This is a genomic window from Mycobacterium sp. 852013-51886_SCH5428379 (genome assembly GCF_001665575.1).
Lineage (GTDB): Bacteria > Actinomycetota > Actinomycetes > Mycobacteriales > Mycobacteriaceae > Mycobacterium.
In genome coordinates this window covers 24,451-37,428 of the sequence record NZ_LZSU01000040.1, presented here as the reverse complement: position 1 = coordinate 37,428, position 12,978 = coordinate 24,451, and the positions used below count along the sequence as shown (strand labels likewise).

General features: G+C 69.5%; 11 protein-coding genes. 5 read left to right on the top strand and 6 right to left on the bottom strand.

Annotated elements, in window-relative coordinates; all coding sequences use genetic code 11:
- Nucleotide 1 precedes the first annotated feature (1 nt).
- Entirely contained in the window at nt 2-1,528 is a 1,527-nt protein-coding gene (fadD4, locus tag A5757_RS17280; protein ID WP_066836314.1) for a fatty-acid--CoA ligase FadD4, read from the bottom strand.
- Between the two features lie 58 nt (nt 1,529-1,586).
- Nucleotides 1,587-2,813, bottom strand: coding sequence for a TerC family protein (locus A5757_RS17275; protein ID WP_066836312.1), 1,227 nt, complete (start codon nt 2,811-2,813; stop codon nt 1,587-1,589).
- An 82-nt stretch (nt 2,814-2,895) separates the two neighbouring features.
- Here A5757_RS17275 and A5757_RS17270 point away from each other — a divergent pair, with 82 nt between their 5' ends.
- Nucleotides 2,896-3,738, top strand: coding sequence for an SMP-30/gluconolactonase/LRE family protein (locus A5757_RS17270; protein WP_066836310.1), 843 nt, complete (start codon nt 2,896-2,898; stop codon nt 3,736-3,738).
- Nucleotides 3,735-5,090 carry a hypothetical protein gene (locus A5757_RS17265; protein ID WP_066836308.1) on the top strand — a complete coding sequence of 452 codons (1,356 nt, stop codon included), beginning with the start codon at nt 3,735-3,737 and terminating at the stop codon, nt 5,088-5,090. The genes A5757_RS17270 and A5757_RS17265 overlap by 4 nt, the downstream gene beginning before the upstream one ends.
- On the opposite strand, the gene A5757_RS17260 is transcribed toward A5757_RS17265, so the two are convergent.
- A complete protein-coding gene (locus A5757_RS17260) occupies nt 5,082-6,596 on the bottom strand; it encodes a carotenoid oxygenase family protein (protein WP_066836307.1) in 1,515 nt (504 codons plus the stop codon). The two genes, A5757_RS17265 and A5757_RS17260, sit on opposite strands and share 9 nt — an antisense overlap.
- 86 nt (nt 6,597-6,682) lie before the next feature.
- On the opposite strand from A5757_RS17260, the gene A5757_RS17255 reads away from it, so the two are divergent.
- On the top strand, nt 6,683-7,237 hold the full coding sequence (locus tag A5757_RS17255) for a TetR/AcrR family transcriptional regulator (protein WP_066836367.1): 555 nt from the start codon (nt 6,683-6,685) through the stop codon (nt 7,235-7,237).
- Nucleotides 7,238-7,243: 6 nt separating this feature from the next.
- Here A5757_RS17255 and A5757_RS17250 read toward each other — a convergent pair whose 3' ends face one another.
- From A5757_RS17250 to A5757_RS17240, 3 genes are all read right to left on the bottom strand, one after another.
- A complete protein-coding gene (locus A5757_RS17250) occupies nt 7,244-9,073 on the bottom strand; it encodes a phosphoenolpyruvate carboxykinase (GTP) (protein ID WP_066836306.1) in 1,830 nt (609 codons plus the stop codon).
- Nucleotides 9,074-9,239: 166 nt separating this feature from the next.
- Complete coding sequence (locus A5757_RS17245; RefSeq protein ID WP_066836305.1) at nt 9,240-10,328, bottom strand: hypothetical protein; 1,089 nt, start codon at nt 10,326-10,328, stop codon at nt 9,240-9,242.
- A complete protein-coding gene (locus A5757_RS17240) occupies nt 10,325-11,155 on the bottom strand; it encodes a hypothetical protein (protein WP_066836304.1) in 831 nt (276 codons plus the stop codon). The genes A5757_RS17245 and A5757_RS17240 overlap by 4 nt, the downstream gene beginning before the upstream one ends.
- Before the next feature lie 193 nt (nt 11,156-11,348).
- Here A5757_RS17240 and trmB point away from each other — a divergent pair, with 193 nt between their 5' ends.
- Both trmB and A5757_RS17230 read left to right on the top strand, forming a co-directional pair.
- Nucleotides 11,349-12,119 carry a tRNA (guanosine(46)-N7)-methyltransferase TrmB gene (trmB, locus tag A5757_RS17235; protein ID WP_066836302.1) on the top strand — a complete coding sequence of 257 codons (771 nt, stop codon included), beginning with the start codon at nt 11,349-11,351 and terminating at the stop codon, nt 12,117-12,119.
- Entirely contained in the window at nt 12,116-12,814 is a 699-nt protein-coding gene (locus tag A5757_RS17230; RefSeq protein ID WP_066836300.1) for an NYN domain-containing protein, read from the top strand. Before trmB ends, A5757_RS17230 begins: the two co-directional genes overlap by 4 nt.
- Nucleotides 12,815-12,978 lie beyond the last annotated feature (164 nt).

Genomic DNA, 12,978 nt, shown 5'->3' with positions numbered 1-12,978 from the left:
TTCACGAATACTTCGTGATCAGCTCCTGCTTGTACAGCTTGCCGGTGTCGGTGCGCGGCAGCTGCGCCTCGAACGACAGCGAGCGCGGACACTTGTAGTGCGCCAACCGGTCCCGCAGCCAGTTCAACAGTTCCTCGGCGAACTCCTCGGTGGCATCGCTCGGATCGACGGTCTGCACAACGCCTTTGACGCGCTGGCCCATCTCGTCGTCGGGGACGCCGAACACGGCCGCATCCATCACCTTCGGATGGGTCACCAGCATGTTCTCGGCTTCCTGCGGATAGATGTTCACCCCGCCCGAGATGATCATGTGGTGGCGCCGGTCGGTCAGGTACAGGTATCCGTCCTCGTCGAGGTAGCCGATGTCACCGACGGTGGCCCAGCCCTTCGGGTGCCGGGATGCGGCGGTCTTGTCCGGGTCGTTGAGGTACTCGAAGGAATTGCCGCCCTCGAAGTAGATCTCACCGGCCTGCCCCGGCGGCAGTTCGTTGCCGTCCTCGTCGAGGATGTGGATGGCGCCCATCATCGGCTTGCCGACCGACCCGGGATGCGTCAGCCACTCCTCGGCACCGATCAGCGTCGACCCGTGCGCTTCGGAGGAGGCGTAGTACTCGTCCACGATCGGGCCCCACCAGTCGATCATCTGCTTCTTGATCTCGACCGGACACGGCGCCGCCGCATGCATCACCCGTTTGAGGCTCGACACGTCGTAGCGGTTGCGCACCTCCTCGGGCAGCTTCAGCATCCGGGTGAACATCGCGGGCACGAACTGACCGTGGGTGACGCGGTACCGCTCGATCGCCTCCAGACAGCCTTCGGCGTCGAACTTCTCGAGCACCACGGTGGTGATGCCGCCTGCCTGGATCTGCATCGACCACACCGACGGTGCGGTGTGGTACAGCGGGGCCGGGCTGATGTAGATCGCGTCGGGGTCGAGCCAGAACCCGACCAGCGCGGCCATCAGACCCGGCACCTCCGACGGCGGCAGATGCGGCAACTCCCGCTTGATTCCCTTGGGCCGGCCGGTGGTCCCCGACGAGTACTGCAGCAGGTCGCCTTCGATCTCATCGTCGATCGGCGTATCCGGTTGGTCGGCAACACCTTCCGGATAGCGCACCCAACCGTCGAGATCGGCGTCGGCGATGAGCCGTACCGGCGGCAGACCGTTGGGCAGTTCGGCAACCAGTCCCGCGCAGGTGTCACGCAGCGCGGCCGAGCCCACCACGGCCTTGGCCCCGCTGTTGTCGATGATGTAGGCGGCCTCGGCCGCGGTCAGGTGGGTGTTGATCGGCACGTAGTACAGGCCGCTGCGGCGCGCCGCCCACATCACGGCGTGGATGTGCTCGTTGTTCTCCATGAGGATGGCGACGACGTCACCCTCCTGCAGTCCCTGCCGGCGAAAGTAGTGCGCGAGCCGATTGGCCCGTGCCTCGAGGTCGTCGAACGTGATGACGGTGCCCGACGGGTGAAGGATGATCGCCGGCTTGGACGGTTTCCCGTCCTTGCTCAGGTGCTCACGAATCTGCATGCGCTGACTCTACGATGAGCACCACTTGACGCGTGTCAAGTGGTCCGAATTACGCCGATCACGTCAGGCCCTTGCGGGTGAACGGCTCGGCCTTGCCCTGATCGACGGCCTCGTCGTGTTTGTCGGCCGCGCGCTCCAGCAGCTCCATCAGCGCCGGTTCGTCGCGCACCATCTGCCGGTACTTGGGCCCGAGCGCCAGGATCTGATCGCGTTCGGCGAGCAGCTTGGCGAAGATGCGCTCGCGTTCGGCGTCGTCGCGCGTGTACTCCGAGTCCAGATACGCCGTGGCATGCCTGCGGGCGTTGGCGATGGCCGTCTGCGCCTTGCCCTTCTTGCTGAACAGCGAGGCGAGCACCGTGACGACCAGCACGCCGATGATCACCGACAGCGACACCGAGGTCCCGATCTCGACGACGGGCACCGGCTCGCCGTCGTTGATGAACGGCACGTTGTTCTCGTGCAGGGCGTGCAGGATCAGCTTGATCCCGATGAAGCCGAGGATCGTCGCCAGGCCGTACGACAGGTAGATGAGGCGGTCCAGCAGACCGTCGATGAGGAAGTAGAGCTGACGCAGGCCGAGCAGGGAGAACGCCGTCGCGGTGAACACGATGTAGACGTCCTGGGTGAGCCCGAAGATCGCGGGAATCGAATCGAGGGCGAACAGGATGTCGGTGCCGCCGATGGCCACCATGACCAGCAGCATCGGCGTCAGGGCGCGTTTGCCCTCGTGCATGGTGAACAGCTTGTCGCCGTCGTAGTGCTCCGTGGTGTGGAAGATCTTCTTGGCGATCCTGATGATGAAGTTGTTGGCCTTGCTGTCGTCCTCGGAATCCTCCGGCTTGAGCATGTTGCCCGCGGTCAGCAGCAGGATCAGGCCGAAGAGGTAGAACACCCACGCGAAGCTGTTGATCAGCGCCGCGCCCAGGAAGATGAACCCGGTGCGCGCGATGAGCGCGAACACGATCCCGAACAACAGCACCTTCTGCTGATCCTCGCGGGGCACCCGGAAGCTGGCCATGATGATCAGGAAGACGAACAAGTTGTCGACCGAGAGCGCCTTCTCCGTGACATACCCGGCGAAGTACTCGGAGCCGGGTTCGGTGCCACCGAACACCAGCACCCCGACGCCGAACAGCACCGCGATGCCGACGTAGAGGGACGACCAGATCGCGGCCTCCCGCAACGTCGGGACATGGGCCTTGCGTACGTGGAAGATGAAGTCGAAGGCCAGCAGGCCGGCGATGCCGGCGATTGTCAGGCCCCACACCCAGGTCGGCACGTCCATGTCGCCACAGTAGCGGCGTGCCCGGACTGGGCCGTCTGACCAACCACGTTTGCTACATCTGACCTGCGGGGATACCGGACACATGGACATCGAGCAGCTCACCGACCCGATCGCCGAGCACGGTGAGGGTCCGGTGTGGTGGGCCGACTGGGGCGGTCTGCGCTGGGTCGACATGACCGCGGGCGACGTGCTGTCGTTCGGCTCCGACGGCGCGGTCCAGCGGCGTCACGTCGATGCGGTCGCCGCGGCGGTGCGGCCACGCATCGGCGGCGGTGCGGTGATCGCCGTCGAACGCGGCTTCGCGCTGGAGGACCCCGACGGCACCACGACGCCGCTGCCGCCGGTGTGGTCGGATCCGGGGATCCGCATGAACGAAGGCGGCTGCGCGCCCGACGGATCGTTCTACTGCGGCTCGATGGCCTACGACCAGCGGCGGGGTGCGGCGTCGCTCTACCGGCTCGCGCCCGACCATTCGGTGAGCGTCGTGCTGACCGGCGTCACCGTGTCCAACGGCCTCGACTGGTCCCCCGACGGGGCGCTGGCCTACTACAACGACACCGAGACCGGCCGGGTCGACGTCTTCTCGTGGGAACCCGACCGCGGACTGCACGATCGGCGGCCCTTCGTCACCCTGTCCGACGGGCGGCCCGACGGGTTGACGGTGGACGTCGAGGGCGGCGTGTGGACCGCGGTGATCGACCACGGGTCGGTACACCGCTACACCGCCGACGGCGACCTCGACGCGGTCATCGACTTCCCCGTCCGCAAGGTCACCGCCTGCACGTTCGGCGGCCCCGACCTGGCCACCCTGTACGTCACGACGACGCAGGAGGGTCTCGAGCCGGGTGAGGACCGACTGGCCGGAGCACTGTTCGCCGTCCGCCCCGGGGTCAGCGGCCGGCCGACCAGGGCCTACGCCGGATGATCCCCACGCTGCTGATCATCGGAGCCACCGGCGATCTCACCTCGCGCTATCTGCTTCCCGCGCTGGCCCACCTCACCGCCCGCGGGGCCCTTCCCGACGACTTCCGGCTGATCGGCGCCGCGGTCGAGGACTGGTCGGACGACGTGTTCTGCCGCCACGTGCGCGACGCCGCAGGTGTGCTCGCCGGCACCGTGACCTACCGGCAGCTCGACGTCACGGACGCCAACGCCGTACGGGCGGTGGTGGCCGACGCCGCGTCGAGCGGCCCGGTGGGCGTGTACGTCGCGCTGCCCACCGGCCTGATCGCGGCCACGCTCGACGCGCTGGCCGACGTCGAACTCCCTGCGGGCAGCCGCATCGCGGTGGAGAAGCCGTTCGGCGACGATCCGGACAGCGCGTGCCGGCTCGACGAGCTGCTGTTGCGAGCCGCAGGCGCGGCCGGCGAACCGGGCGTGTACCGCGTCGACCATGCGCTCGCCATGAGCGGTGCGCGCAACCTCGTGACGCTGCACTCGGCCAACCGGCTCATCGCCGACACCTGGCACTCCGGTGCCGTCGAACAGGTCGACGTGCTGTGGGACGAGACCATGGCGCTCGAGGGCCGGGCGGCCTACTACGACCGGGCCGGCGCACTGCGCGACGTCATGCAGAACCACATGATCCAACTGCTGTGTCTGGCCGCCATGGAGCCGCCGGCGAGCGCGGCGCCCGGCGACGTCGGCGCCGCCAAACTCGACGTCCTGCGCCACGCGCAGGTGGCCCGCGATGCGGACGGTGCGCTGCGCACCCGGCGCGCGCGGTACACCGCCGGCGTCCTCGTCGGAGAGCCGAATCCCCGGCCCGTACCCGATTACACCGAGGAGGACGGCGTCGACCCCGGCCACGAGACCGAGACCCTGGCCGAGGTGGTCCTCGATCTCGACACCCCGCGGTGGCGCGGCACCCGGTTCGTCCTGCGCACCGGAAAGGCACTCGCCGCCGCCCGGGTGGGGGTGCTGGTGCACTACCGGCGTCCCGACGGCCACCCGGAGGGCGTGCGGGATCGGCTCTGGATCGGCGTCGACGACCCCGACGACGTCCGTCTCGAGCTCGCGGGTGCCACGCTCGGGCCACCCGCCGAGATCCGGCCGCTCACACTGACGGCGCCGGTGCCCCCGGCCGACCAACCCGCCTACGGACACGTGCTCACCGACTTCCTGTCCGGCGGGAAGGCGTACTCGGTGATCGGGGACGAACCGGTCGAGGCGTGGCGACTCTTCCAACCGGTCTTCGACGACTGGCGAAGCGGTCGAACGCCGTTGACGACTTATCCGGCCGGATCGCAGGTGCCGATGACGGAACCGTCACCCTGAGAAGTGCCCGTGGAAGCCTTGCGGGATATGACTTTTCAGCTGCGCCGTCGCGATCGGACCGGTGGTCGGATCTGAGGCGTCGAACACCACCAATCGCGACGTCTGTTGCGCGGCCTGGTATTCGACGGTCAGCAACCAGCCGTCATCCTCGGCGACGGCGCCGGGCCGGGGCGTGAACACCGGTTCGCAGAAGCTGTTGCCGGGTTCATTTGCGCTCCAGGTCAATTCGGCCTGGGCGGCCAGGTCGAGTTTGGTCACCGAATCGTAGAACGCCCGCAGTCGCCTGCGGGTGTTGACGTAGGCGTAGCGGTGGGGGCGCCCTTCGTATGCGGGATGGTGCCGGGGGAATTCGCACGGGCTGTCACTCAGCGGTTCGGTCACCACCCGGCCGGACGCGGTGATGCGGAACCGGGTGAACACCGACGGCGCATCGTCCAGCGTGCTGGTGTGGAACCGGGAGATTCGTTCGAGCAGGGTTCCGTCAGGGTAGGTGACGGCGTCGACGACGACGTCGCCGCGGTCGTCGAACGCGTTGCTGAGGTGGAACTGCAACACTGCGGGGTGCTCGATCCGGCGGATCCGGCCGCCGTCGCGGGGGATCAACAGGAAGACGCTGCCGCGCTCGGGGCGGTAGCGCAGCGTGTCGCCCATCGGCGCCAGCCCCAGCGTCACCGCCCGGGCGTCGGGGATGATCGGCGACACCAGGAACACGAGATGGCGCTCGGTGATCGCGAAGTCGTGCACCATCGCCGGATACGGCAGCGGCGTCGACCGGAAGTGCCGCAACCGGCCGCGCCGGTTGGTGCGGTAGATGCGCAGATGCGGCCGCGGTACCAGTTCGACGCCGAAGTTGAACATGGCCCCGCTGCTCGGGCAGAAGCTCGGATGCGCTGAATATGTTCCCAGCCAACGCAATTCGCCGCCAAAGCGGGTGGCCCCGATGGTCTCCAGGGTGTCGGGGTCGATCTCGTGCGGCGGCCCGCCCTCCCAGAGCGCGTAGAGATGTCCGGCGTGCTCGACGACGTTGGTGTTGGCGAGATTCGGCGGAAGCCGCCCGATGTTGGCCGGCCAACCGCCCGGCGCCGCCGTACCCATGTGACTGACGCCGGAGCGGCCCTGGAAGTGTTTGGTCCGCACGTAGCGGTTGCGGTAGCGCACACCACTGGAGCCGATGGTGAACGCCGAGAGCATGCCGTCGCCGTCGAAGAGGTGGTGCAGCGGCCGGCCGGTGTGGTCCTCCCAGCGCCCCGGCCCGTTGCGGTACAGCGTTCCGGCCAGCGCGGCCGGCAGGGTGCCGTCGATCTCGTCGACCATGTAGTCGTGCTCGACGGTCTGCGGTTCGCTGACACCGAGGCTGCTGAGATCCGCGGGGCTCAGCGCCGCGAGCCGGTCGAGTGCCGAGGAACGTTCGTCGGCGGGCAGCACGTCGAGATACCGGCGCAGCGACGGGAACGGACGCAGATCGACAGATGGTTCCACCGAGGTACCGGACACGACGCTCCCCACTCGCTGAGACTAGATTCGAAATTAGTCTCAGAACGAGATGCCGTCAATGACTCGGCCCCGGCGGAGGCTGAGGCAAAATGCCGGTGATGCCCTCGACCCGGTCGCATGACGCGCTGTTGGAATCGGCGCTGCAGCTGATCGCCGCAGGCGGCGTCGAGTCGCTGACGCTCAGCCAGGTCGCCGCGCACGCCGGGGTCTCCCGCGCGACGGCCTACCGGGAGTTCGGTGACAAAGACGGCCTGATCGGCGCGGTCGCCCGCAACGAGATCGCGACGATGCTGATCGCGGTGTCCGCCGAGATCGACCCGCACGCCGACCCGCTTCCGCTGGTGGCGTCCGTCGTCGTCGCGGCGCTGCGGTATCTGCGCAACCACGCCGCGTTCAGCTACGTCCGCGACCACGAACCGCGCTGGCTGCTGTCCGCCGCGATCGGTGGCGGATCCGGGCCGAACCTGGTGCAGACGGTCGCGTCCGCCGTCGCGCCTGCGGTGACGCTGGACGCGGCGGGCCTGCGGATCCCGGTGCACAAGGCCGCCGAGGTGATGGTGCGAACGGTGCTGTCGCACAGCCTGATCGAGTCGAGCGCGCTCAGCGATCAGGAGGTCGGTGACGCGGTGGCGTACGCGGTCGTCGCGTACTGACCGCGCCTACTCGGCTTCGGCCAACCGGGTCTTCAGCGCGTCGAACTCGTCCTTGATGCCGGTGGGCAGCTTCTCGCCGACGAACTCGAACCACTCCTCGATCAGCGGCAGTTCCTCGCGCCACTCCGCCGGTTTCACCGCCAGGGCGGCGTCCACGTCGGCGGGGTCGACATCGAGGCCCTCGAGGTCCATGTCGGCCGCGGTCGGGACGATCCCGATCGGGGTGCTCTGGCCGTCGGCCTTGTGCTCGATGCGCTCGACGGCCCACTTCAGCACGCGGCTGTTCTCACCGAATCCGGGCCACAGGAACCGGCCGTCGTCGCCGCGGCGGAACCAGTTGACGAAGAACACCTTCGGCAGCTTCGACTCGTCGGCCTGCTTGCCGATGTTGATCCAGTGCTGGAAGTAGTCGCCGACGTTGTAGCCGAGGAACGGCAGCATCGCCATCGGGTCGCGACGCACGGTGCCGACCTTGCCCTCGGCCGCGGCGGTCTGCTCGGAACCGAGGGTGGCGCCGATGAACACGCCGTGCTGCCAGTCGCGGGCCTCGGTGATCAGCGGGACCGTGGTCTTGCGGCGGCCGCCGAACAGGATCGCCGAGATCGGCACACCCTGCGGGTCGTCCCACTCCGGCGCCAGCGTCGGGCACTGCGAGATCGGGGTGCAGTACCGCGAATTCGGATGCGCCGCCTTGGTTTCCGTCTCGCGCAGGACCCAGTCCTCGCCCTTCCAGTCGATCAGGTGGTCGGGCTCACCCTCCAACCCCTCCCACCACACGTCGCCGTCGTCGGTCAGCGCGACGTTGGTGAAGACGGTGTTACCGGCGGCGATGGTCTTCATCGCGTTCGGGTTGGAATCCCAGTTGGTGCCCGGCGCGACGCCGAAGAAGCCGAACTCGGGGTTGGTGGCGTAGAGGCGGCCGTCCTTGCCGAAGCGCATCCAGGCGATGTCGTCGCCGACGGTCTCGGCGCGCCAGCCCGGGATGGTGGGCTGCAGCATCGCGAGGTTGGTCTTACCGCATGCCGACGGGAACGCCGCGGCGATGTAGTAGGCCTTGTTCTCCGGGGAGATCAGCTTGAGGATCAGCATGTGCTCGGCGAGCCAGCCCTCATCGTGGGCCATCGCCGAGGCGATGCGCAGCGAGTAGCACTTCTTACCCAGCAGCGCGTTACCGCCGTAGCCCGAGCCGTAGCTCCAGATCTCCCGGGTCTCGGGGAAGTGGGTGATGTACTTGGTCTCGTTGCACGGCCACGGCACGTCCTTCGCGCCGTCGGCCAGCGGGGCGCCGACTGAGTGCAGCGCCTTGACGAAGAAACCGTCGTCGCCGATCTTCTCCAGCGCCGCCGCGCCCATCCGCGTCATGGTGCGCATCGAGACGACGACGTACTCCGAGTCGGTGAGTTCCACACCGAGCTTGGGATCCTCGGCGTCGAGCGGTCCCATGCAGAACGGCACCACCCACAGGGTGCGGCCGCGCATGCACCCGCGGTACAGGTCGGTCATGATGCCGCGCATCTCGCCCGGGTCCATCCAGTTGTTGGTGGGTCCGGCGTCGACCTCGCGCTCGGTGCAGATGTAGGTGCGTGACTCCACGCGCGCGACGTCCTTGGGATCGGACAGCGCCAGGTACGAGTTCGGCTGCTTGTCCGGGTTGAGCTTGCGGAAGGTGCCTGCCTCGACGAGCTGCTCGCAGAGGCGGTCGTACTCCTCCTGTGAACCGTCTGCCCAGGCGACGCGATCGGGCTGGGTGAGTTCGGCGACCTCGCGCACCCACGCCAACAATCCCTCGTGCTTGGTCGGCGCGGTATCGAGGCCCGGAATGGTCGCTGAGGTCATGAGTTCTCCTGCGTAGGTTCTCTGCCAGGACGCAGGTCGCGGACCATTTCGGCGGCGATCACGGTCGTCCCTAGGCTTCGAGGTTAACGTGGGTGACATACCCCGCGGAATTCGGATCCATGTCCGATGACTCACAGGAACGATTCAGAAAAGGGCTTTGTACGCGCTACCGATCGGTAACCCGCAATTTGCGCCCGGCAAATTCGTCGGACCCACCGAACATGCGTCCTCGACGCCCCTCGAACGCCTCGCGTGTCCACGCCGATTCCGCGTCCAGCACCCGCAGCGCGACCGTCTCGTCGGCCGCCGATCGCAGCAGGGCGCACACCTCGGCGACCCACCGGTCGAGCGCCGCGCGATCGTGCAGCAGACCGCGGATGCCCACCACCCACGCCGTCACCGCCAGACCGGTGACACCGCCCGCGAACAGCCCGGCCACGGTCAGCCCCGGATCCAGCCCGGACAGCAGCCGGCTCACCGCCAGCGCCACCCCCAGTCCGAATCCGACTCCGAGCAGCGTCGCCAACCGGTTCTCCTGCCGGCGTGGCCGCAGTGCCGGGCCGGTCACCACCGGCGGCGCGCCTGGGTTTGTCGGCGGGGGCGGCAGACCCAGGTCGGCGGCGACACCAGCCAGCTCCGCAGTCACCTCACGGTCGACCTCGGCGAAGATCTCGGCCGCGCGACGGCGGACGTGCGCGGTGAAGTGATCGAACCGACGGCGACCGAGGTCGGCGATCTCGTCGTGCAGCTCCCCGCGCAGCGCCGCGCACCGGGTGCGGGCGTCGTGGGACAGCGCGACGCGGACCCGCTGGACGCGGTGGCGCAGCACGACGGTCCGGGCGGCCGGCGCGGGTCGCCGGCGCGGCAGGGCAAGGGCTCGGCCGAGCAGATCGACGAGATCATCGAGCCACGGCTGCGGCCCGGCGGCCACTCCGGCCCACGGTAGGTCCGGGAACTCGGCGGCGACCATTGCGCGGTTGGTCTCCAGTACGGCTCGCCAGTCGTGGTGGGCGTCGGTTTTCGTCACGGCCGCGAGCACGGGCGCCGCGCCGCCGGCCGCTGCGCGCAGCAGGGCGCGGTCCGACCCGGCCATCGGGGCCACCGCCGACACCGCGAACACCACGACGGCCGGGTCGGCCCCGTGCCTGTCCTCGTCCTCGGCGAACACGACGCCGGGCAGCCGGGTCCGCAGCGCCGCTACCAACGTCGTCACCCCGGCCGACGGCGGCCCGGTCACCCGCACGGAGCCCGTCATCGGCCGGACCGGCCCAGCAGCCGCAGCGATCCGCGGCAGACGTCGAGCCCGCAGGCACGGTGCAGCGGGCCGACCGGTCCGCGGCTGTACGCGCGCCACCGCACCGCCCGGCGCAGATGGGCGTGCGCCGTATCCCCCGGATCGACGGACAGGCCGGCGGCCTCCAGTACGTCGACGGCCGCACCCATGGTCGCCAGCGCCAACTCGTCCCCGGCGAGGAAGTCCGCGATGACGTCGCCCGGGTCGCCGCGCAGAGCGACCGCGTGCAGCGCCGTCACCGCCGCTCGCGCACGCCGGTATCGGACGGTGGCGGTGAGATCGCCGAGCTCGCGGTGCACGGCGTCGATGCCGCTGGCCTCCCGCAACACGGCCCGCAGCCCGTCGGGTGCGGCACCGTGCTGCAGTGCGTCGACGCACACCGTGGTGCCGTGGCGGTCCAGGGTGTGCAATAGCCGGCGGCGCACGTCCCGCTCCACCGACCGCAGGTCGGCCGTCCGCAGCGCGCCGAGCAGCTCGTCGTCCAGATCGACGTCGGCGAGCAGCGCCGCGCACGCCAGGCCGGACGGACCGGCGCCGAGGTCGGCCTTGGTGCGCACGACGACGATCGGCACCCCCCGGCGCCGCCACCGGGACTGCTCGGCCGTGTCCTCCGGTTTGACCGCCTCGGCGAACGCCACGACGGCGATGTCCGGATCGCCGTGCGGATCCGGGTCGACGATCCGCCACCGCCCGGCCAGGGCGCGGGCCAGTGTGCGCCGCCCCACCCCGCGCCGTCCGCACACCGCCGCCCGCACCGGCGCCGCCAGCGCGGCGGCGATCGGGGCCACGCGCGGGTCCCCGGTCTGCTCCGCGAACCGGCGAAATACCTCGGCGACGATGCGAATCCTCCGGCTGGATGGTGATCCTTTCCGGAAATCGTCACACCCGCGGCGGGGGTGTCCCGACACTTTCTCGGCAGGCCGCCGCGGTAGGCAACTGTTGGGTATCAATATGGTCGGCGATGGGGGTACCCAAGGGTCCATGAGCGACCATGGACGGATGTATGCGCGCGAGTCGGACGTCGCCGGGCGCCCGGCGACGGAGCCGGCTCCGGGCACGCCGCATCCGCCCAGGCGGGTGACCAGCTTCCGGTCCCGCCGCTCCGCGCTGTCCGACAGCCAGCAGTCCACCTGGGACCGGCTGTGGCCGACGCTGGGCACGCAGGCCCGTGACGACGCCGGCCAACCCGCCGCACCGCTGGACACCGCCGCCTGGTTCGGCCGCTCCGCGCCCGTCGTCCTGGAGATCGGCTGCGGCACCGGCACCTCGACCCTGGCGATGGCCCAGGACGAACCGCACATCGACGTCATCGCGGTCGAGGTGTACCGCCGCGGCCTGGCCCAACTGCTCGGCGCCATCGACCGCGAGGGCGTACCGAACATCCGGATGATCCGCGGGGACGGCCTCGACGTGCTCGAGCACATGGTCGGCAGTGGATCGCTGACCGGTGTCCGGATCTTCTTCCCCGATCCGTGGCCCAAATCGCGCCACCACAAACGTCGCTTCCTGCAGCCCGAGACCGTCGCGCTGATCGCCGACCGGCTCCGTCCGGGCGGCGTCCTGCACGCCGCCACCGACCACTCGGGCTACGCCGAGCACATCGCCGAGGTGGGCGACGCCGAGCCGCTGCTGCGCCGGGTGCAGCCCGACGACGAACTGCCCATCTCCACCCGGCGGCCCGTCACGAAGTACGAACGCAAGGCGCTGGCCGGTCCGGACGTCACCGAACTGCTCTGGGAGAAGACGCCATGAGCGTCACCGAGGACGCGCCGCCCGACGCGCCGCAGGTCACGCCGCCTCCGCCACCGGCCGGGCCGCAGCCCGGCACCCGTCGCGTGCTGCTGGTGTGGGACGCGCCCAACCTCGACATGGGCCTGGGGTCGATCATCGGGGGCCGCCCGACCGCCGCGCACCGCCCGCGCTTCGACGCGCTGGGCCGCTGGCTGCTGGCCCGTACCGCCGATCTGTCGGCCGGCCACGAGGACGTCACCCTCGAACCCGAGGCCACCGTCTTCACCAACATCGCCCCCGGCAGCGCCGACGTGGTGCGGCCGTGGGTCGAAGCGCTGCGCAACGTCGGGTTCGCGGTGTTCGCCAAACCGAAGATCGACGAGGACAGCGACGTCGACTCGGACATGCTCGCCCACATCGAGCTGCGCCGCCGGGAGGGCCTGGCATCCGTGCTGGTCGCCTCGGCGGACGGTCAGGCGTTCCGCCAGCCGTTGGAGGACATCGCCCGCGACGGCATCCCGGTGCAGGTGCTGGGGTTCCGCGAACACGCGAGTTGGGCGCTGGCCTCCGAGACGCTGGAGTTCGTCGACCTGGAGGACATCCCGGGCGTCTTCCGGGAACCGCTGCCGCGGATCGGTCTGGACTCGCTGCCCGACGAGGGTGCGTGGCTGCAGCCGTTCCGGCCGCTTTCGGCGCTGCTGGCCTCGCGGGGGTGACGGCGGCGGCGCACCCACAGGGACGATTGAAGGAAGGACCAGAAGAAAGGAGACAACCAGGTGAGGGCTTCGGCGCCCGGTGTGACGATTTCGCGAACATGCGGGCCGGACGCTAGCGTCGGATACCTTGGAGAGCACTGACCTGGTGCGCATTCACGCAAGAT

What these genes read in the sequence shown, in the direction of transcription:
- fadD4 (WP_066836314.1), bottom strand. Translation starts at nt 1,528, where the DNA reads ATGCAGATTCGTGAGCACCTGAGCAAGGACGGGAAACCGTCCAAGCCG.
- A5757_RS17275 (WP_066836312.1), bottom strand. Translation starts at nt 2,813, where the DNA reads ATGGACGTGCCGACCTGGGTGTGGGGCCTGACAATCGCCGGCATCGCC.
- A5757_RS17270 (WP_066836310.1), top strand. Translation starts at nt 2,896, where the DNA reads ATGGACATCGAGCAGCTCACCGACCCGATCGCCGAGCACGGTGAGGGT.
- A5757_RS17265 (WP_066836308.1), top strand. Translation starts at nt 3,735, where the DNA reads ATGATCCCCACGCTGCTGATCATCGGAGCCACCGGCGATCTCACCTCG.
- A5757_RS17255 (WP_066836367.1), top strand. Translation starts at nt 6,683, where the DNA reads ATGCCCTCGACCCGGTCGCATGACGCGCTGTTGGAATCGGCGCTGCAG.
- A5757_RS17250 (WP_066836306.1), bottom strand. Translation starts at nt 9,073, where the DNA reads ATGACCTCAGCGACCATTCCGGGCCTCGATACCGCGCCGACCAAGCAC.
- A5757_RS17245 (WP_066836305.1), bottom strand. Translation starts at nt 10,328, where the DNA reads ATGACGGGCTCCGTGCGGGTGACCGGGCCGCCGTCGGCCGGGGTGACG.
- trmB (WP_066836302.1), top strand. Translation starts at nt 11,349, where the DNA reads ATGAGCGACCATGGACGGATGTATGCGCGCGAGTCGGACGTCGCCGGG.
- A5757_RS17230 (WP_066836300.1), top strand. Translation starts at nt 12,116, where the DNA reads ATGAGCGTCACCGAGGACGCGCCGCCCGACGCGCCGCAGGTCACGCCG.